We start from the raw sequence: 19,068 nt of genomic DNA, 5'->3' as shown, positions 1-19,068 counted from the left end.
GTCATTGGCCGATCGCCTCCAATATCGCGTTGACCGTCAGGTCGTGCGGCGCGTCATGGCTGGTGACGCGGATCGGCGCCAGCGCATAGACTGGATTGCGCTGTTGAGCGAGTTCGCTGAGCACCGTCAGCGGATCGCGCCCGCGCAGCAGCGGCCGGGTGTCGCGGCGCTTGACCCGTTCTGCGAGCACCGCGGGATCGGCGTCGAGCCAGATCGCGATCGACTCGTCTAGAATCAGCCCACGGGTTTCCTCGTTGAGGAACGCGCCGCCGCCGGTGGCGATCACCTTGGCGCTGCCGTCGATCAGCCGCGCGATCACCCGGCGCTCGCCGTCGCGAAAATAGGGCTCGCCGAACCGGTCGAAGATATCGGGAATGCTCATCCCCGCGGCTTCCTCGATTTCGCTGTCGGCATCGACAAAGGGAAGCTTGAGCCGCAGCGCGAGGCGGCGTCCCACCGTCGATTTTCCCGCGCCCATCAGTCCCACCAGGACGATCGGCCGTCCGGTCCAACGGGGAATGGGATGGGGCGTTTGCAGCATCGGAAACGGGGCTATACAGCGCAAGGGTGCGTCGGGCAAAAGGCGCGGGCGCTTTCATCACACGGGATTTCCCAACGCCATCATGTCACGCTCCATCGTCATCCTCATCGTCGTGCTGGTCGCCATCGTCGGCGGCATGTTCCTGCTGTCGCAGCAGGCGACCGAACAACCAGCGGTTCCAGTCGAGAAGGCGGTCGCGCTTGAAAATCTTTCGAGCTGAGATCGCGCTGGCGGCGCTAGCCGTCGCGATTGCCAGCGTCGCCGTGCCGGTGGTGGGACATGCACTGGTCCAGGATCAGGACGCACCCGAATCGCTGTTGCCCGAAGGGTTCGGCGATCCGGTAGCTCCGCCGCCGCCGGCCGCCGCTCCGCGTCCGGCGAGGCCGGCACCGGGCACCGTGCAGCCGCTGCCGCCCAGCAGCACGGCATCGCCCACGCCGAGTCCGACCCCGACGCCGACCCCCAGCGGCACGCCAACGCCGATCGACCCCGAAGTGCTCGCGCAATATGAATTGCCCGATTATGCGCGGCGCTCGCTCGACCGGGTCGGTGCGATCGGAACCGACAGCGACGGGATCGCGGCGGACGGGTTCGGGCGCAGCGACGGGCGCTTCCTGACGACATTGATGCGCCGCACCGGAATGCCGATCGCCTCGCGCTGGCTGTCGATCGTGCTGCGGCGCGCCTTGCTCTCCCGCGTCGATACGCCATCGAACGTCAACGGCGCCGATTTCGCGGCCGAACGGGCATGGCTGCTGCTGCGTATGGGCGAATCGGTTGCCGCGCGCGACGTCGTGCAATCGGTCGATACCGAGAACTACACGCCTAAAATGTACCAAGTGGCAATGCAGGTCGCGCTCGCCACCGCCGATCCCGCGGCGATGTGCCCGCTGGTCGATGGCGCGATGCGCGTGTCGAACGAGCGCGGCTGGGTCATGGCCCAGGCGATGTGCGCCGGGTTGGAAGGCAGGCCGCGCGAGGCGGGCCGGCTGATCGACCAGGCGCGCCGCGCCAATCGCAACCGCGAGGGGATCGATGTCGATCTGGCTGAGAAGGTGCTTGGCGCGGGTGCCGGTGGCCGCCGGGCGGTGACGATCGAATGGGACGGCATCGATCAACTCGACGCATGGCGCTATGGCCTGGCGACCGCGACCGGGGTCGAGATTCCGGCATCGCTGATTGGCACGGTACGACCCCAGGTGCGCGCATGGCAGGCGCAGGCGCCGCAATTGCTTCCGCACGAGCGGCTTGCCCCGGCCGAATATGCCGCGGCGCGCGGCGTGCTATCGAACCTCGCGCTGGTCGATCTGTACGGCGCGGTCGAGCAATCGGACGATTCGGGCGCTGCGGAGGTGTCGCTCGCGCGCGATCTTCGCGCGGCCTATACCGACAACACCGCCGCCGGACGTCTGGAAGTATTGCGCGGCCTGTGGGGGGACAGCGGTGATCCGCTGGAACGCGCGGCGCGGCTGATCCTGACCGCGCGTGCGGCGGCGCGCATCGTACCGAACGAGGCGTCGCTCGCCGATGCCGACCGGCTGGTGGCGGCGATGCTGACTGCCGGTCTCGACACCGCGGCAGCGCGATGGGCACCGCTGGTGCCGGCGTCGGGCACCGCCTGGGCGCTGATCGCGCTGAGCGATGCCTCGCGCTCGCAACCCTACGATGCCAGCGATGTCCGCGGCTATAGCGGCGGCGACGATCAGTGGTCCGAGCGCCGACGCCAGCTGTTCTTTGCCGGCGTGGCGGGGCTCGCTCGGATCGACGAAGGCTCGATCGAGGGGCTCGCCGACTCGCTCGACGTGCCGATCGGAGATCAGAATGCCTGGACCCGCGCGATCGCGCAGGCGGCGCAGCGCGGCGAAGCGGGCACCGTCATCCTGCTTGCCGCCACCGGCATGCAGACGCCGGGCTGGGCAGGGGTGGCTCCCGCCACGCTGTTCCACATCACCGCCGCTTTGCGCGCGGTCGGGCGCGAGGGCGCCGCGCGAATGATCGCGGCCGAGGCGTTGAGCGGGCTGTGACCGCGGGCGGGGACCGCGAACTGATCGACCGGTTCCTGGAAATGATGGCTGCCGAAGCGGGAGCGTCGGCGAACACGATCGCAGCGTATCGCAGCGACCTCGCACTCGCGTCGCAGGCATTGTCGGGCGAACTGGTTCAGGCCGACGCCGCGGCGATTGCGGCGCTTGCGGAACAGTGGCTGGCGCTTTCACGCGCGACGGTAGCGCGCAAGGCGGCAGCGCTGCGGCGCTTCTACGCTTTTCTGTGCGATGAGGGATTTCGCGGCGACGACCCGTCCCGCGCGCTGCCGCGGCCGGGATCGGAGCGGGGTCTGCCCCGCATCCTGTCGCATGCCGAGATCGACGGGCTGTTCGCGGCGATTGCCGAGCGAATCGCGCGAGTTCCTGCCGATCCGCTCGACCTGCGGGCCGCAGCGTTGATCGAACTGCTCTACGGGTCGGGCCTGCGCGCCACCGAACTGGTCAGCCTGCCCCGAAACGCGATCGCCCCCGACCGCCCGTTCGTGATCCTGCGCGGCAAGGGTGGGCGCGAGCGGCTGGTGCCGATCTCCGACCGTGCGCGCGCGGCCGTCGCGGCTTGGCGCATGCATGTGCCCGAAGAAAAACCGTGGCTGTTTCCTTCGGGAAAAGCGCATCTCAGCCGGGTTCGTCTCTACCAGATCGTCAAGGCGCTGGCCGCCGCGGCCGGGATCGATCCGGCGCGGGTCAGCCCGCACGTCCTGCGCCATGCCTTTGCCACGCACCTGCTCGAAGGCGGAGCCGATCTGCGGGCATTGCAAGCGATGCTGGGTCATGCCGACATCGCCACCACCGAAATCTACACCCATGTCGACGGCCGCCATCTGGTCGAGCTGGTCAACCAGCGTCACCCGCTCGTTGACGCGCTGGCGCAGCGGCCCTAACCGACCGGCCTGATGGCAACCTTTCTCGATTTCGAAAAGCCGATCGCCGAGCTTCAGGGCCGGATCGATGAACTGCGCGAAACCGCCAACGGCGGCGCGATGGACATCGATGCCGAGGTCGGCAAGCTGCAGGTCAAGTCCGACAAGATGCTGCGCGATACCTACCTTCGGCTGACGCCATGGCAGAAGACGCAGGTCGCCCGGCATCCCGAACGCCCGCATTTCCTCGATTACGTCACCGCCTTGATCGACGATTTCCTGCCGCTGGGCGGAGATCGCGCTTTTGCCGACGACCAGGCGATCCTGGGCGGACTCGGCACGTTGCGCGGGCGGCGGGTGATGGTGATCGGGCACGAAAAGGGCAGCGATACCGCGACGCGGCTCAAGCATAATTTCGGCATGGGCAAGCCCGAGGGCTATCGCAAGGCTATCCGGTTGATGCAGCTCGCCGACCGCTTCGGGCTGCCGGTGGTGACGCTGGTGGACACTTCGGGCGCGTTTCCGGGCGTCCAGGCCGAGGAGCGCGGGCAGGCCGAGGCGATCGCCCGCTCGACCGAGCAATCCCTGGCGCTGGGCGTGCCGCTGATTGCCTCGATCCTGGGCGAGGGCGGATCAGGCGGCGCAATCGCGCTGGCCAGCGGCAACCGCGTGCTGATGCTGGAACATGCGGTCTATTCGGTGATCTCGCCCGAAGGCTGCGCGTCGATCCTGTGGCGCACCGCCGACAAGGCCGCCGATGCGGCGGAAGCGATGAAGGTTACCGCGCAGGATCTGAAGGCGCTGGGCGTGATCGACGCGATCGTGCGCGAGCCGCTGGGCGGAGCGCATCGCGATCCTGCCGCGGCTATCGCCGCGCTGGGCGATGCGATCGAGGCGGAACTGGCCGCGCTGGAGCCGCTGTCCGCGGACGCGCTTCGGCGCGACCGACGTAGCAAGTTCCTCAAGATGGGCCGCGTCTGATCCCCCAAAGCGGACGGGCGCCGGAGTTGCCTCCGACGCCCGCTTTCCCATTCGACGTCGAGATTAGCCGCCCGTCACAACCATGTTCGACGACACGTTGTTGAACGTGTTCTTCAGGTTGGTGCCGAGGCCCTGCATGGCGGCGATTGCGGCGACTGCGATCAGTGCGGCGATCAGGCCGTACTCGATTGCGGTGGCGCCCTTCTTGTTACCAATAATCTTGCGAATCTGAGTCATTCCGGTCTCCATCGATCCAACTGCTTCGTTACCCGGCTGAACCGGGAGCTCCCGACCAGCACGCCATGCGTAGCGCCGTGCTGGTTGAGAAAAGGTTTAAGGACCGACGTTTTTCTCGGCGGTCAGGTCGTCGCTTCGGTGACCTTGGTATCGACATCGTCCCACATGCCGATCGTCGCGCTTGCGACGCCCTGAATGCTGGCAATGATGGCGATCACGATCAGTGCGACGATGAGGCCGTATTCGACGGCGGTCGCGCCCTTGCGATCGCGCAGGATCGCGGGCAGGCGGGGGCGTTCTGGTCGCACGGTGGAATCTTCCCCGGTCATGGGTCGCCTTTCTATGAGCAAAAGCGTTAACGAACCGCTGCCGCGGACCGCCCCGGTCAAGATTTCGCTGGTGGTGGCAGCCGCGCTGATCGACGCCGACGGACGGGCGCTGGTGCAGCAGCGGCCGCCCGGAAAGGCGCATGCCGGCTTATGGGAGTTTCCCGGCGGCAAGGTCGAGCGCCACGAAGCGCCGGAAGCGGCACTGATCCGCGAACTGTCCGAGGAACTGGCGCTCGATGTCGAGCAATCCTGCCTTGCCCCGGCGATCTTTGCGAGCCGGGCGACCGGCGCGGACGGACATCTGGTGCTGTTGCTATATGTCTGCCGCAAATGGTCGGGACAGCCGCAACCGCTGGCAGCCAGTGCGCTGGCATGGCATCGCCCGGTGGCGCTGCACCGCTTGGACATGCCGCCGGCCGACCGCCCTCTGATCGGGTTGCTGGAGGCGCTGGTCTAGGACAAGGGCCGGGTGCCGCGTCAGAAGGCAAGCAGCCGGTCGTGAGGACCGTCCGCGAGCATGCTTACAAGCCCGCCCGGTTCGACACCCTCGATCAGCGCGTCGAAGGGGACGCGCGCATCGGCCAGGCCTGTCTGGCAGGCGACCAGCTTCACGCCGGCCGCTTTCGTCTCTGCGAGCAGCGGCGTCAGCTCGGCCCCGGGCTGGAGCAGGCGTACCGAATGGCCCTGAAAGAACATGCGCACCGAAGTGCCGAGCGCTGCGGCGGCGAGCGCGGTCAGCAGTGCAGCATGCCCCCGCTCGCGGTCGGCACTGATGATCAGGATCGTCAGGCCGCTCATCGCGATCCGCCGCATGCGCGGCAGCCCGGGTCGGCGGGCAGGGCGATCGTGCGAAAGCGCAGCGCCAGCAGGTCACAGAGGAGTATCGTTCCCGCCGGGTCTTCACCGAATGGCACGAGCGCGCGAATCGTCTCGATCGCTGCGAGACTGCCCACCACACCGGTCAGCGCGCCCAGCACGCCGGAGGCCGCGCAGCTGACATCGGGCCGTTCGGGGGCATCGCCCACCCAGCAGCGGTAACAGGGCAGCGCTGGCTCCCACCCGCGAAACACGCCGATCTGGCCTTCGAACTCCCCGACCGCGGCGGCAACCAGGGGGATGCGCAGCGCCAGCGCCGCGTCGGCGACCGCCAGGCGCGTCGCGAAATTGTCGGTGCCATCGACGATCACGTCGGCGCCCGCGAGCAGCGCCGCGGCGTTGGCCGTGCCGATGCGCTCGGCCACCGCAGTGATCGCGGTGTCGGGCGCCTGGCGCGCGATGGCTTCGCTTGCCGCGGCGACTTTCGGGCGTCCGATGTCGCCCGTCCCGAACACGATTTGCCGCTGGAGGTTGGACGTCTCGACCCGGTCGTCATCGATCAGCGTGATCCGGCCGATCCCTGCCGCGGCGAGATATTGCAGCACCGGTGCGCCGATACCGCCCGCACCGACGATCGCGACATGGGCTTCCAGCAGCGCCCTCTGGCCCGCGGCACCGATCTCCTTGAGCACGATATGCCGTGCATAGCGCTCAAGCTGATCGTCGCTGAGGGTCACTCGCGCCAATTGAAGACCAAGGTGGCGCGATACCAGCCGCCCTCGCTGCGCAGACTTTGCGCGCGCAGGTTGTCGCGGGCGCTGCTCTTGACGAAGCCGACGGCGAACTGTTCGACGGTCGGGCAGTCAATCGCGCGCGGAATGATCACGCGGATCGCTCCGTCTTCGCCGACCAGCACCGCGACATCGGCCTGCACCGTCGCCTGTCCGTCGGCGCGCCGGGTTACCGGACAGGCTCGGATTGCGGTCTCGCGTGCGACATAATCATGAACCGCGGGTGGCAACGTGGGTGCCTGGCGATACGGTAGCATCGGCAGTGCGCGCCAGTCGATTACCGACTGACGCCCCGGCGCGATCAATTGCGCCGCTTCGAACATCAGGGCGAGCGCCGCGATCATTGTCCGGTCGATCCGAAGCCGTCTGCACCGCGCTCGGTTTCGTCGAGCGCGGCGACCTCTGTCAGCACCGCACGCTGGACTGGGGCAGGCACGAGCTGCGCGATGCGATCGCCGCGGCGGATGGCAAACGGATCGGCCCCCAGATTGGCGAGGATGACCTTCACTTCGCCGCGATAGTCGCTGTCGATCGTTCCCGGGGTGTTGAGGCAAGTGATGCCGTGCTTAAGCGCGAGCCCGGAACGCGGCCGCACCTGGACTTCATACCCTGAAGGAATTGCGATCGCGAAGCCGGACGCGACTGCACGGCGCGCACCCGGCGCCAGGTCGAGATCCTCGGCGGCGACGATGTCCATCCCGGCCGCCCCGCTGGTTGCGTAGCGCGGCAGCGGCAATCCTTCGCCATGCGGCAGGCGCTGCAGTGCGATCGTGATCGGCGCCGTCATGTCGGCTGTAGTCCGCTGAGCGATGCGACAATGCGTCGCACCGCATCGAGCGTCTCGGGGGCGCCGAGGATATCGTGGGTCTGACCCGGCAAGACGCGGAAATCGGTGGCGATCCCGCGCAGTGCCAGTGCTTCGGCATAGGCACGCGAAAAGCGCACCGGGGTGCGCTCGTCGGAAGCGCCGACCAGAATGGCGGCCCGCATGTCGGGCTCGATGCCTCCCGCGGTCAGTAGCGGATCGAGGTCGGGCGCGCCGGTCGATACGGTGCCGCCATTATGCTCGCGCCATTCGGGCAAGGTGCAAGGGCAGGACAGCAGCACCAGCCCGTCGATCAGCGCGTGGTGCGTCCCCGCTACATCGGCGGCCAGCGCCGCCCCAGTGGCGTCGCCGAGCAAGACGAGCCTGGCTGAGGGATAGCGCTGGCGCAGCACCGCCAGTGTCGCGCCGATCGCCCGGATGCGCCCGATCGACAGCGTCTCCTCGCTGCCGCCGCCGGCGATCGGGGGAAGGATGGTAACGGCGGCGCTGTCGGGCAGCTGCTGCGACGCATTGCGCGCGAAGGCGGAGCGTTCGGCATTCATGCCGTCGCCACCGTCGACGATGGCGACGACAGTTCGCACGTCGGACCCGCGCTTCGGGCCATAGACCTCGATCGGCAGCGGAGTCGCGGCGGATCGCCCCGGTCCGGGCAGCTGCGCGCAACCGCCAAGCAGCAGCAGCGCGGCAAGCGCCGAATTAGCCCAGCGCATCGGCGATCCGATCGGCGAGCCGCCTGGCGATCGCATCCTTGCGTGCCCGCGCCCAGGTCTCGACACCTTCGGGGGTGACCAGGTGAACAGCGTTTTCCTCCCCTCCCATCACGTCGCCCGACACGTCGTTGGCGACGATCCAGTCCGCCTGCTTGCGCTGCCGTTTCGCAACCGCATGTTCGACGACCCGGTCGGTTTCGGCGGCGAAACCGATCAGCAGCTGCGGACGGTTCGGATGCACCGCGAGTTCGGCGAGGATATCGGGATTCGCGACCAACGTCAGGTCGGGCGCGCCGATGTCCTTCTTGAGCTTGTTCGTCGCCGGATCGGCGCTGCGCCAGTCGGCGACCGCGGCGACCATCACCGCGCAGTCCGCCGGCATCGCCGCGTTCACGGCGTCGCGCATTTGGAGCGCGGTTTCGACATCGATCCGCGCAACCCCGGCCGGCGTGGCGAGCGCGACGGGACCGGCGACCAGTGTGACGCGCGCGCCCTGCGCCGCCAGCGCCCGCGCGATCGCGAAACCCTGCCGCCCCGACGATCGATTGGCGATATACCGCACCGTGTCGATCGGCTCATGCGTCGGACCGGCGGTCACGACGATGTGTCTGCCGGCCAGACGGCGTTCGCCGGGGCGCAGCGCATCCTCGATGGCAGCGAAGATCGCTTCGGGTTCGGGCAGACGGCCCGGACCATATTCGCCGCACGCCATCGCGCCCTCGTCGGGTTCGAGCACGGTGACGCCGTCGCCGCGAAGCTGCGCGACGTTGCGGCGCGTCGCGGCGTGCTGCCACATGCGCACGTTCATCGCGGGTGCCGCCAGCACCAGTTTGTCGGTAGCGAGCAGCAGCGTCGTTGCGAGATCGTCGGCGATCCCCGCCGCCATGCGTGCCAGCAGGTTGGCGGTGGCGGGGGCCACGACGACCAGATCGGCCTCGCGGCTGAGCTGGATATGGCCCATCTCCGCCTCGTCCTTCAGATCCCATAGGCTGGTATGCACCGGCGTCTCGCTGAGCGCCGCTAGCGTCATTGGCGTAACGAACTTTGCTCCACCGTCGGTCAGCACGCAGCGCACGGCGATGTCCGCGCGGCGCAGCAGCCGGATCAGCTCGCACGCCTTGTACGCCGCAATGCCGCCACCGACGATCAGGAGGATGCGCTTCATCCCGGCGTCCTAACCACACGCACCCGCCGCCTGTCGAGCGCACGGCGCGCCAGATCGCGTGCAGCGTCGGGAACGAAGACCAGGCCGACGAGCAATATGGGTGCCACCATCAGCCCCCAGTAAAAGGTGTCGATCCGCCCGAACACGCCGATCAGCGCTGCATATCCGCTGAAGGTCGCCAACGCGCGCAGTGCGATCGGATCATCCCACGCCGCCCAGCCAAGCAGCGCCAGTGCCACGAGCATCGCCGCCAGCGCCAACGGCAGGGCCTGCAATGCGGTCGCCAGCGTCACGGACCGGACGAACAGTCCGAAGCCGTGCAGCCCCGACCATCCGGGCGACGCGGCATCAAGCGGGCTCGTCACCGCGCCCACCGCTGCCGCATGAAAGCCGATAACGATCGCGAACACTGCCAGCGCCGCGCCCCAGCCGGCGGCTTCGCGGCGAGCGCCTTCGAGCCAGGCGAGCGCGCCCATGATGACCACGAACAGTGCGGCCGTCTCGCGCACCAGCATTGCCATCAGCGCAAATGCGACCGCCTCGATCCAGCGATCCTGTCGGCGCAGCGCCAATGACAGTGCCACTAGCATTGCCGCCCATAATTCGTGGAATGCGGCAAGGTCGCTATCGACGAACACCACCATTCCGCCCGCGATGAGGATCGCGGCAACGATCCGCGCAGGCGGTCGGGGCAGCGCCGGGCGCAGCCGCCACAGCCAGGCGCCCGCGACCGCCGCGGCCAATGCCCATTGCAGCAGCGGCACGATGACGGGCGAAAGCGTCGCCAGCATCACGGCAAGGGTAGGCAGGCGGAAGGTAAGGAACGGGCGCAGCGGAAAACTTCCGGCCCGCAGTGCATCGACCGCGACCGGGTAGTAATTGTCCCCGACGCGGACGCCCTCGATAATCGTCTGGTACAGGATCAGATCGGTCATGTCGCCAGCGCCGACCGATGCGGACGCGGTCATGTCGATGTCTGCGGTGGCCACCGCGATCGCGAGCAGCATCGCTACCACGAACACTGCTGCCAGGGCCGTGCGCGGCGACAGCCGGGCAAACCGGGTCGGCCGCGCCAGCCACAGCGGGGCGTCGCCGCGAGGCGGAGGCGGGGGCAGGTCGATCATCCGGTGGCCAGCAGGATTGCCGCGGCGGAGATGCCCGCGCTTGCCACCGCCACGGCGGCATAGCGCCAGCCGCCGCCGACGCGCACGACCTCGATTTCGCGCAGCGGGGGGGCGGGGGGTGCTCCGCCGGGGTTGGGATAGGCGCGTTCGATGTTGCGAATCAGCTGCGGCAGCCGCGCGAACGTCCGCAGGTCTTCGACCAGCCGGTCGGCGATCGCCGCTTCCGGGCCCAGTTCGGTGCGGATCCATTCGCCGATGAACGGCGCGCCGACTTCCCACAGATTGACGTCGGGATCGAGGCTGGTGGCCACACCCTCGACCATCACCATCGTCTTTTGCAGGAGCAGCAGGTGCGGCTGCGTCTGCATGTCGAAATCGCGGGTGATGTTGAACAGCGAATCGAGCATCGTGCCGACCGACATGTCCTTGACCGGCACGCCGCGCACCGGCTCGCCGACGGCGCGCAGCGCGGTCGCGAACTCGGCGACATTGTGGTGCGCGGGAACATAGCCGGCTTCGAAATGAATCTCGGCGACGCGGCGATAGTCGCCGGTGATCAGGCCGTAGAGGATTTCCGCCAGCCACACGCGCGCGCGCCGGTCGATCCGGCCCATGATTCCGAAATCAATCGCCGCAATCCGCCCATCGGCCAGCGCGAACAGATTGCCCTGGTGCATGTCGGCGTGAAAGAAGCCTTCCGCGATCGCCTGGCGCAGGAACGCCTTGACCAGTTTCTGCGACAGCGCCGGCAGATCATGCCCGGCTTCGATCAGCGCGGCGCGGTTCGAGAGCTTGATGCCATCGACCCATTCGAGCGTCAGCACACGGCCGGTGGTGCGCGCCCAGTCGATCGTCGGCACGGTGAAATCCGGTTCGGCCTGCATCGCGTCAAGCAGTTCGGATGCTGAGGCAGCTTCGCGCCTGAGATCGAGTTCGCGCAGCGTCCAGCGCTTGAACGTCTCGATCGTGAGGCGCGGTCGCAGCCGGGCAATCTCGCCGCCCATCTGCTCAATCTGCGCGGCGGCCCATTCATAGGTGTCGATCGCCGACAGGAATTCCGCCTCCACGCCCGGGCGGATCACCTTGATCGCGACCTTGCGTCCGTCGGTGGTGATCGCGGCATGGACCTGCGCGATCGACGCGGCACCGATCGGCACTTCGTCGATCGACGCGAACATGGTCTCGAGCGGCTTGCCGAAGCTCGCCTTCATCGCCTCGCAGATCACCGCATAGGGGACAGGCGGCAAAGTATCCTGCAGCCGCAGCAGGTCGCGCGCCGCTTCCTCCCCGACGATATCGGGCCGCGTCGCCAGCGTCTGGCCCAGCTTGATCGCCGCCGGGCCGATCGCCTGGAACGCGTCGGCGTAGGCGGGCTGCTTTGGGACGCGCGCGCCGAACCGCGCAATGCGGACGATGCGGCGCACTGCGGGCGGCGTGTTGGGATTGCGCTCGATCCCGCGCAGCGCACCGTGGCGCGCGAGGATGCGACCCCATTTGAGCAGGCGCCAGAAATGGACGGCGGGAGCGGTCAAATCTTCCAGCCGCTATGAATGGCGACCAATCCGCCCAGCATCGGCTCGACGCGGGTCTGGACGAAGCCGGCATCGCCGATCATCGATTCGAATGTCGCCATGTCGGGAAAACGGCGGATCGATTCGACGAGATAGCGGTAGCTTTCCTCGTCGTCGGCGATCCATTTGCCGAGCTTGGGCACCAGATGGTGCGAGTAGCGATCATAGATGGTGTCGAAGCCGGGCCACAGGGTGGTCGAGAATTCGAGGCAGAAGAAGCGCCCGCCGCGCCTGAGTACGCGGTGCGCTTCGCGCAGCGCCTTGGGAATGTCGGTCACGTTGCGGATACCGAACGCGATCGTATAGGCATCGAAGAACCGGTCGGGGAATTGCAGCGTCTCGGCATTGGCCTCCGTCCAGACCAGTCCGTCGATGCCGCGCGCCGCCGCGCGCTGCATGCCGACCTCGAGCATGGCGGGATTGATGTCGGCGACCGTGATCGCCGCGCCTGAAGGCTCCATCCGGAACGCGATGTCGCCGGTCCCGCCGGCCATGTCGAGAATGGTTTCGCCAGTCCGCGGCTTGACCCGCTTGACGAACACGTCCTTCCAGATCCGGTGCAGCCCGCCCGACATCGCGTCGTTCATGCGATCGTAGCTCGCCGCGACATTGGCGAACACCTCGCCGACGCGGCGCGTCTTTTCCTCAGGGGCCACGTCCTGATAGCCGAAGGATACGGTGTCGGTCATGAAAGCCCCTGATCTCCACCCCAAGATGGTTGGTCGCCCGGCCTTAGCCAAGGCTTGTGGGGGGAGCAAACGCTGCCTAGCTGGAAATCTTCATGCCCGAACTTCCCGAAGTCGAGACCACCGTCCGCGGGCTGCGCCCGGTGCTCGCGCAGCAGCGCATCGCGTCGATCCTGGTTCGGCGTCCCGATCTGCGCCGGGCCTTTCCGGTGGACCTCGGCCAGCGGTTGACCGGCGCGGTTGTGACGGACGTTCGCCGGCGAGCCAAATACGGCCTGATCGACACCGACCGCGGCGATACGCTGATCTTTCACCTAGGCATGTCGGGACGCTGGCGAGTCGATCCGGAAACGCTGCTGCCGCACGATCATGTGGTGATCGAGACAGAGGCGGGGCGGCGCCTAGCCCTCAACGATGCGCGGCGATTCGGCTCGCTCGATCTCATGGCGACGGCGCAGGTCGCAGCATGGCCGCCCTTTGCCGCACTCGGCCCCGAGCCGCTCTCGGGCGATTTCGACGGCGCGCATCTGGCAATGGCCTTCGAAGGCCGCACCGCGCCGATCAAGACGCTGCTGCTCGATCAACGGATCGTCGCAGGTCTCGGCAATATCTATGTCTGCGAAGCGCTGCATATGGCCGGGATCGCACCGATCCGCCCTGCTGGAGGGATTTCGGTCAAGCGGCTCGGAGCGCTGGCCGACGCCGTTCGTGCGGTGCTGCTCTCGGCGATCGAGGCCGGGGGATCGACATTGCGCGACTATGCCCGCCCCGATGGCGAGCTCGGCTATTTCTCCAAGCAGTTCCTCGTCTACGGACGCGAGGGAGAGCCGTGTGCGTGCGGCGCATCGATCGCACGGATCGCGCAAGGCGGGCGGTCAACCTTTTGGTGCCGAACCTGCCAGCGTTGATGGTTGACCGAACCCGTCCAAGCCGCTAATGGCCGCGCTTTCCCGGGCGCTGCGACCTGTTCTCCGCGCCCATCCAGCATTGATAGGGACTTGGACCAGGCATGGCGAATACGCCACAGGCGAAAAAGCGCATTCGGCGCAACGACCGTCGCGCAGAGATCAACGGCGCACGCGTCGGCCGTATTCGGACCTTCGTCAAGAAGGCGGAAGCCGCGCTCGAATCGGGTGACAAGGATGCGGCGACGCTGGCGCTCGCGGCGGTGCAGCCGGAGCTGGCGCGCGGCGTCGCCAAGGGTGTGGTCCACCGGAACACCGCTTCGCGGAAATTTTCGCGGTTGACGAAGCGCCTCGTCGCGCTGGGCTGATCGCTCAAGGTTGACGGGTCGGTAACGATCGAACAGCAACCCCGCCGGGCATTCCGGCGGGGTTTGTTTTTGCGTCTGTCCGGAACGAAAAGGCAACTTGGATCAACCGCGCAGGAAGCCGCGAGTCGGTGCCGCGTTCCCGAAAGCGCGGGGCAATAATCGCAGCTAAATCAAAGGTTTGTAAGATATCCGACGCGTTTCCTTGGGGGGAGGCGAGTCAACATTGTTTATTTCAGATTGTTTACACCTGCGGCCCTTGATCGAATCCCCATCCGGTTTCTAAACAGTCCTTCCCGGCGCATCGTCCGACGCGCCGGATCGACCGTAGCGATGCGCTTCAGGGCGCATTCGATTCGGTTTCAGGGGGTCTTCGGCTGAGAGACGACCGGGGGGCGAAGCCACTGGTTTCGCCGTGGGAGAGGTGTGTTCGCGTGAACGACGAAGAACAGTCCCGGCGCACGACGCTCGATGCCGCATGGGGCCAGGTCCGCAAGAACCTGCGTGTCTCTCCGGGCCCGCGCGTGTTCGACCAGTGGCTCGAACCGGCCGTGCTGATCGACGACAGCGAACCCGACCTCATCCGCATCGGTCTGCCCTCGGCGTTCATGACCAACTATGTCCGCAGTCATTTCGCCGACCGGCTGTTCCACGAATTCCGCGCGCAGGTGCCGGGCGTCGTCCGCGTATCGATCGAGACGCTGACCGATTCGCGCGTGCGCCGGACGCTCGATACCGCCGCTCCCGAGCTCAAGGCGGCTGCAACGCCTGCCGAGGGGGCAACGGTGCCGGGCGCGGCGGTCTCGCCGCGCGAGCGCTACGCATTCGACCCGCGCTTCACCTTTGACAGCTTCGTCACCGACCAGTCGAATCAGGTCGCGTTCAACGCCGCGCGCAAGCTCGCTGAACCGGGCGCGCCGCAGTTCAGCCCGCTGTACCTCCATTCGCAGACCGGGCTCGGCAAGACGCATCTGATGCACGCCATCGGCCATGCGTTCCTGGCGTCGTCGCCGAACGCCAGTGCGATCTACATGCCTGCCGAGCGCTTCATGTTCGAGTTCGTGCAGGCGGTGCGCGCACGCGACACCTATGCGTTCAAGGCGCGGCTGCGCAGCGTCGACATGCTGATGATCGACGACCTGCAATTCATCGCCGGCAAGGATTCGACGCAGGAAGAGTGTTTCCATACCGTCAACGAGTTCATGACGATGGGCAAGAGGCTGGTGATCGCATGCGATCGCAGCCCGCAGGCGCTGGAAGGCGTCGAGAGCCGGCTGGTCGGACGCCTGGGTTCGGGGCTCGTCGCCGATATTCGAGCGCCCGAACTGGCGCTGCGCCGCGCGATCCTCGCCGCCAAATGCGCAGCGATGCCGGGTGCGCGCGTTCCCGCCGAGGTGCTCGACCTGCTGGCGACGCGGATTTCGAGCAGCATCCGCGAACTCGAAGGCGCGCTAAATCGCCTGGTCGCCTATGCGCAACTGATCGGTTCGCCGGTGACGATGGATTTCGCGCTGGCGACACTTGGCGACATGCTGCGCGGCACCCAGCGGCGCATCACCATCGACGAGATACAGAAAGCGGTGTCGAGCCATTTCGAGGTCAAGCAGCTCGATCTCGTCTCCGACCGCCGCGCCGTCGCGATCGCGCGCCCGCGCCAGATCGCGATGTACCTCGCCAAGCGGCTAACCACGCGCTCGCTGCCCGAGATCGGCCGAAAGTTCGGCAATCGCGATCATTCGACGGTGATCCACGCGGTCAAGCGGATCGAGGATCTGCGTACCAAGGATGTCGAGATCGACGGAGCGGTGCGCTCGCTGCTGATGCAGCTCGAGGGTTGAGCCAACAGCGGATTACCTGCTGCGAAGGCGCCGGGCGGCTGCCCACGAGCGACCGCCGTCCATAGCCGGTCTATGCAGCCCGCAGTTTTGCGCTATGCCACGACGGCGAGTGGCGTAGAGGACCAAGACGAATGACCGAAGCAGGCGGGGAGGTGCGGAGCGACTGGGCAGCGAGCATCCGCCCGTATCTCGAAAAGGCCCCGCTGGCGGCGCTGGCACTGGGCATCTCCTCCGGCTTTCCGTTCGCGATGATCGCATCGACGCTGACCACGCGGCTGGCGCAGGACGGTATCGAGAAATCGACGATCACCGCGTTCAGCCTCGCGTTCCTCGTCTACAACTTCAAATGGCTATGGGCATGGGCGGTCGACGGCGTCCGGTTGCCGTTCCTGGGGAGGCTGGGCCAGCGCGTGTCTTGGCTGCTGCTGTCCGGCGTGCTGGTGATGGCGGCGGTTGCCAATCTGGCTCTGGCAGAGCCGACGCAGGACATCTGGTGGACGGTGATCGCGACGATCCTGGTCGCCGTTGCCGGTGCGACATTCGACATCGTCATCGACGCCTATCGCATCGAGATCCTCGAGCCGCGCCAGCTCGGCGTGGGATCCGGCATGTCGCAATATGGCTGGCGGATCGGGTCGGTGACGGCCGGGGGCCTCGCGCTGATCCTCGCCGCCAGGGTCGGGTGGGAAGCAGCCTATATCGCCTGCGCGCTGTTCGCACTGCCGGCGATGCTCGCGGGCCTGATCGTGGGCGAACCCAAGCGCCGCCGCGATCCCATGGTGCGCAAGGGGCTGGCGCGCGCCGTCAACGCCGTGTGGAGCCCGTTCGCCCAGTTCTTTTCCCGCGAGGGAGCGCTGGTCGTGCTGCTGTTCATCCTCGTCCACAAGATCGGCGATACGCTCGCCAATCTGACGCTGCGGCTGCTGTTCGACGATCTGGGATTCAGCAACGACGAGATCGCGATCTACGACGTGTGGTTTGGGTTCGTCGCCTATCTGGTCGGCATCTTCGTCGGGGGTATCCTCTATGCGAAGATGGGGATGAAGCGCTCGGTGCTGCTCAGCCTGGTGCTGATGGCGGTGTCGAACCTGAGCTTTGCGGCTCTCGCGTCGGTCGGGCATTCGAACTGGGGAATGGCCGCGTCGATGGCGTTCGAGAATTTTGCCAGCGGTTTCGGCGGAGTGGTCGTGGTCGCCTATTTCTCGGCGCTGTGTGATCTGCGCTTCACCGCTTTCCAATACGCGCTGATCTCGGCAGCGGCGAGTATCGTCGGGCGTTTCGTCACCGGAACCACTGCGGGCGGGCTGATCGAGGCGATCGGCTATGTCAATTTCTACCTGCTCACCACACTCGCGGCGGTACCGGGTATCGCCTTGTTCTTTTGGATGATGGTTTCCGGAATGGTTGATCGCTCGATCGGCTCGGCCGGGGTCGAAGGCGAGGGCAATGCCGAAGGCGGGCCGCAGCCCGGCTAGTCGATCGGCAGGCCGAGATCGCGGAACGCGCTTGCGAGCAGGTTCGCCGTGACCGCGACCGAGTCGGCATCGCGCACGCCGATCAGGTCGGCGAGCAGCATCGCCGCGATTTCCGGCTCGCGCTCGATCCGGCCAAGAATGTCGAGCAGCGTCGCCTCGCCACCGGTCATTCGGTAGCAGCACCACGGCGCGATCTGGATCGGGTTGGCCGCGGCCTGCGACATATCGAACATGAAGGTGCGCATCAGCACCAGCGGACGGCGGAAATCCTTGCCGAACGCGGTCAGCATCGCCTGTGCGGCGCTGGCTTCCTGAAGCCCGTGCGCGCCGATCTGGCGGATCGCGAACAGCAGGAGTCGCCGCGCCGGATCGGCGGGCTGAAGCATCGTGAGGCTCTGGCTGAAGAAGCGAGTCGGGGAAGGGTGCTGCGTCATGCGGAGCAGTCTTGCCACTTCGCTATTGATAGTCAATCTCAATAGTTTTCAGTCGGGCAGTTCATCATTGCCGGCAAGCACGGTGCCCGCAAGGTACAGCGACCCGAGGATCAGCACGTCTCCATCCGTTTCCTCCGCGCCGATGGTCTTCAGCGCCTGCTCGACATCTCCGGCGGTGCGTGCGGTGGCGATTTCAAGCTGGCGGGCAATCGCCGCCAGGCGTTGCGGAGCGTGATGCGCATGACCGGGGATCGGTACCGCGGTCAAGCTGGCGACGTGGGGTGCGATCGGGGCAAGCAGCCCGGCCGGGTCCTTGTTGGCCAGCATGCCGAGGATGAGGTGGAGCGGGCGTCGCCGATCACCAGCCAGCCCCTCGGCGATCGCAGCACCGGCGGCCGGGTTATGGCCGCCGTCGAGCCACACGAAGCTCCCCGGCGGCAGCAGCCGGGTGAGCGGTCCGGCGGACAGTCGCTGCATCCGCGCCGGCCAGCGCACGGCGGTCGCCGCGGCAACGATGGCGGCGTCCGATACCGGTAGGCGGTCCTGATGCCGCAGCATCGCGATGGCGAGGCCGTAATTGCCGAGCTGGTGCGCACCGGGAAGGGAGGGCAGGGGAACGCCGAGCGCCCCTTGCGCATCGCGGTACCGCGCTGCGTTGCCCTGCGTATCGATATCCCACGCATCGGGCGCGGCAACCACCGCCGCCTCGCCAGCTACCTGTGCGATCGCGGCGCGCAGCGCTGCCGGATACGCCATCGTCACTAGCGGGCGGCTGGGCTTGGCGATCCCAGCCTTTTCCCGCGCGATCCCGACGATATCGCTGCCCAGAAATGCTTCGTGATCGACACCGAGTTGCGCAATTCCGCACACCGCCGGGTCGGACACCACATTGGTGGCGTCCAGCCTTCCGCCGAGCCCGACCTCGACGATGCAGGCAGCGGCAGGCGTTCTCGCGAATGCGAGGAAGGCGGCCGCAGTCGTCACCTCGAAGAAGCTCGCGCCGATGTCCCCTCCGCGATCGAGCACTTCCTCGAGCAGCGGCGCCAGCGCAGCGTCGTCGATCAGCGACCCGGCGATCCGGATGCGTTCGTTGAAGCGCACCAGATGGGGGCTGGTATAGACATGAACGCGCTTTCCGTCGGCTTCGAACGCGGCGCGCAGGAACGCACAGGTCGATCCCTTGCCGTTGGTTCCGGCGACATGGAAGAGCGGCGGCAGCGCGCGATGCGGATCGCCGAGCCGCGCGAGCAGCCGGGTGATGCGATCGAGGCCCAAAATGTCCGCCCCCGGCCCGAGCGCGCTCAGCCGGTCGAGCTGCGCCTGGACCGCAGGGTCCGACGATCGCGCATGGTCCATGCGGCGACGGAGG

23 protein-coding genes are annotated in these 19,068 nt (G+C 67.2%); 9 read left to right on the top strand and 14 right to left on the bottom strand.

Features of this window, described 5'->3' with window-relative positions; translation table 11 throughout:
• Nucleotide 1 precedes the first annotated feature (1 nt).
• Nucleotides 2–541: a shikimate kinase gene (locus FHY50_RS05225; RefSeq protein WP_140047466.1), complete on the bottom strand. Its 540-nt coding sequence runs from the start codon at nt 539–541 to the stop codon at nt 2–4.
• Between the two features lie 82 nt (nt 542–623).
• Between FHY50_RS05225 and FHY50_RS14170 the strand changes: the two genes are divergently transcribed.
• The 4 genes from FHY50_RS14170 to FHY50_RS05210 are packed head-to-tail and all read left to right on the top strand — an operon-like array spanning nt 624 to nt 4,427.
• The gene (locus tag FHY50_RS14170) at nt 624–761 is read left to right on the top strand and encodes a hypothetical protein (protein WP_166745510.1); all 138 of its coding nucleotides are present in this window, start codon (nt 624–626) and stop codon (nt 759–761) included.
• Complete coding sequence (locus tag FHY50_RS05220; RefSeq protein WP_140047465.1) at nt 742–2,565, top strand: hypothetical protein; 1,824 nt, start codon at nt 742–744, stop codon at nt 2,563–2,565. The genes FHY50_RS14170 and FHY50_RS05220 overlap by 20 nt, the downstream gene beginning before the upstream one ends.
• Nucleotides 2,562–3,467 (top strand): tyrosine recombinase, encoded by a 906-nt coding sequence (locus tag FHY50_RS05215; RefSeq protein WP_280524716.1) that lies wholly within the window; start codon nt 2,562–2,564, stop codon nt 3,465–3,467. The genes FHY50_RS05220 and FHY50_RS05215 overlap by 4 nt, the downstream gene beginning before the upstream one ends.
• Nucleotides 3,468–3,479: 12 nt before the next feature.
• Nucleotides 3,480–4,427, top strand: a complete 948-nt coding sequence (locus FHY50_RS05210) for an acetyl-CoA carboxylase carboxyltransferase subunit alpha (protein ID WP_140047464.1) — start codon at nt 3,480–3,482, stop codon at nt 4,425–4,427.
• Nucleotides 4,428–4,490: 63 nt separating this feature from the next.
• Here FHY50_RS05210 and FHY50_RS05205 read toward each other — a convergent pair whose 3' ends face one another.
• Both FHY50_RS05205 and FHY50_RS05200 read right to left on the bottom strand, forming a co-directional pair.
• Nucleotides 4,491–4,664, bottom strand: a complete 174-nt coding sequence (locus FHY50_RS05205; RefSeq protein ID WP_140047463.1) for a Flp family type IVb pilin — start codon at nt 4,662–4,664, stop codon at nt 4,491–4,493.
• A gap of 122 nt (nt 4,665–4,786) precedes the next feature.
• On the bottom strand, nt 4,787–4,993 hold the full coding sequence (locus FHY50_RS05200) for a Flp family type IVb pilin (RefSeq protein ID WP_140047462.1): 207 nt from the start codon (nt 4,991–4,993) through the stop codon (nt 4,787–4,789).
• Nucleotides 4,994–5,006: 13 nt separating this feature from the next.
• On the opposite strand from FHY50_RS05200, the gene FHY50_RS05195 reads away from it, so the two are divergent.
• Nucleotides 5,007–5,450, top strand: coding sequence for a (deoxy)nucleoside triphosphate pyrophosphohydrolase (locus FHY50_RS05195; protein WP_140047461.1), 444 nt, complete (start codon nt 5,007–5,009; stop codon nt 5,448–5,450).
• A 20-nt stretch (nt 5,451–5,470) separates the two neighbouring features.
• Here FHY50_RS05195 and FHY50_RS05190 read toward each other — a convergent pair whose 3' ends face one another.
• The 9 genes from FHY50_RS05190 to FHY50_RS05150 are packed head-to-tail and all read right to left on the bottom strand — an operon-like array spanning nt 5,471 to nt 12,685.
• Nucleotides 5,471–5,791, bottom strand: coding sequence for a DsrE family protein (locus FHY50_RS05190; protein WP_208402892.1), 321 nt, complete (start codon nt 5,789–5,791; stop codon nt 5,471–5,473).
• Nucleotides 5,788–6,546: a HesA/MoeB/ThiF family protein gene (locus tag FHY50_RS05185; protein ID WP_140047460.1), complete on the bottom strand. Its 759-nt coding sequence runs from the start codon at nt 6,544–6,546 to the stop codon at nt 5,788–5,790. Before FHY50_RS05185 ends, FHY50_RS05190 begins: the two co-directional genes overlap by 4 nt.
• Complete coding sequence (locus FHY50_RS05180) at nt 6,543–6,944, bottom strand: hypothetical protein (protein ID WP_140047459.1); 402 nt, start codon at nt 6,942–6,944, stop codon at nt 6,543–6,545. Before FHY50_RS05180 ends, FHY50_RS05185 begins: the two co-directional genes overlap by 4 nt.
• Nucleotides 6,941–7,387 carry a dUTP diphosphatase gene (gene dut / locus FHY50_RS05175; protein ID WP_140047458.1) on the bottom strand — a complete coding sequence of 149 codons (447 nt, stop codon included), beginning with the start codon at nt 7,385–7,387 and terminating at the stop codon, nt 6,941–6,943. The genes FHY50_RS05180 and dut overlap by 4 nt, the downstream gene beginning before the upstream one ends.
• On the bottom strand, nt 7,384–8,136 hold the full coding sequence (locus tag FHY50_RS05170; RefSeq protein ID WP_243846730.1) for an alpha/beta hydrolase family protein: 753 nt from the start codon (nt 8,134–8,136) through the stop codon (nt 7,384–7,386). Before FHY50_RS05170 ends, dut begins: the two co-directional genes overlap by 4 nt.
• A complete protein-coding gene (gene coaBC, locus FHY50_RS05165) occupies nt 8,123–9,301 on the bottom strand; it encodes a bifunctional phosphopantothenoylcysteine decarboxylase/phosphopantothenate--cysteine ligase CoaBC (protein WP_140047457.1) in 1,179 nt (392 codons plus the stop codon). The genes FHY50_RS05170 and coaBC overlap by 14 nt, the downstream gene beginning before the upstream one ends.
• On the bottom strand, nt 9,298–10,425 hold the full coding sequence (locus tag FHY50_RS05160) for a DUF2079 domain-containing protein (protein ID WP_140047456.1): 1,128 nt from the start codon (nt 10,423–10,425) through the stop codon (nt 9,298–9,300). Before FHY50_RS05160 ends, coaBC begins: the two co-directional genes overlap by 4 nt.
• Nucleotides 10,422–11,957 (bottom strand): 2-polyprenylphenol 6-hydroxylase, encoded by a 1,536-nt coding sequence (gene ubiB, locus FHY50_RS05155; RefSeq protein ID WP_140047455.1) that lies wholly within the window; start codon nt 11,955–11,957, stop codon nt 10,422–10,424. Before ubiB ends, FHY50_RS05160 begins: the two co-directional genes overlap by 4 nt.
• A complete protein-coding gene (locus FHY50_RS05150) occupies nt 11,954–12,685 on the bottom strand; it encodes a class I SAM-dependent methyltransferase (RefSeq protein ID WP_140047454.1) in 732 nt (243 codons plus the stop codon). Before FHY50_RS05150 ends, ubiB begins: the two co-directional genes overlap by 4 nt.
• 92 nt (nt 12,686–12,777) lie before the next feature.
• Between FHY50_RS05150 and mutM the strand changes: the two genes are divergently transcribed.
• From mutM to FHY50_RS05130, 4 genes are all read left to right on the top strand, one after another.
• Nucleotides 12,778–13,590, top strand: coding sequence for a bifunctional DNA-formamidopyrimidine glycosylase/DNA-(apurinic or apyrimidinic site) lyase (gene mutM / locus FHY50_RS05145; RefSeq protein WP_140047453.1), 813 nt, complete (start codon nt 12,778–12,780; stop codon nt 13,588–13,590).
• 101 nt (nt 13,591–13,691) lie between these two features.
• Nucleotides 13,692–13,955, top strand: coding sequence for a 30S ribosomal protein S20 (gene rpsT / locus FHY50_RS05140; protein ID WP_140047452.1), 264 nt, complete (start codon nt 13,692–13,694; stop codon nt 13,953–13,955).
• Between the two features lie 431 nt (nt 13,956–14,386).
• Nucleotides 14,387–15,790 (top strand): chromosomal replication initiator protein DnaA, encoded by a 1,404-nt coding sequence (dnaA, locus tag FHY50_RS05135; RefSeq protein WP_140047451.1) that lies wholly within the window; start codon nt 14,387–14,389, stop codon nt 15,788–15,790.
• 131 nt (nt 15,791–15,921) lie between these two features.
• Nucleotides 15,922–17,265 (top strand): AmpG family muropeptide MFS transporter, encoded by a 1,344-nt coding sequence (locus FHY50_RS05130; RefSeq protein ID WP_140047450.1) that lies wholly within the window; start codon nt 15,922–15,924, stop codon nt 17,263–17,265.
• Here the strand turns inward: FHY50_RS05130 and FHY50_RS05125 are convergent.
• Together FHY50_RS05125 and FHY50_RS05120 are read right to left on the bottom strand one after the other, a co-directional pair.
• Complete coding sequence (locus FHY50_RS05125; protein ID WP_244935298.1) at nt 17,262–17,717, bottom strand: DUF6628 family protein; 456 nt, start codon at nt 17,715–17,717, stop codon at nt 17,262–17,264. The genes FHY50_RS05130 and FHY50_RS05125 overlap by 4 nt on opposite strands.
• A 30-nt stretch (nt 17,718–17,747) precedes the next feature.
• Nucleotides 17,748–19,055: a bifunctional folylpolyglutamate synthase/dihydrofolate synthase gene (locus FHY50_RS05120; protein WP_140047449.1), complete on the bottom strand. Its 1,308-nt coding sequence runs from the start codon at nt 19,053–19,055 to the stop codon at nt 17,748–17,750.
• Nucleotides 19,056–19,068: the final 13 nt, after the last annotated feature.

This window comes from Sphingomonas japonica, assembly GCF_006346325.1.
In the GTDB taxonomy this organism is placed as follows: domain Bacteria; phylum Pseudomonadota; class Alphaproteobacteria; order Sphingomonadales; family Sphingomonadaceae; genus Sphingomonas; species Sphingomonas japonica.
Note: the sequence above shows the minus strand (reverse complement) of the source record. Positions and strands in the feature narration are given on the sequence as shown.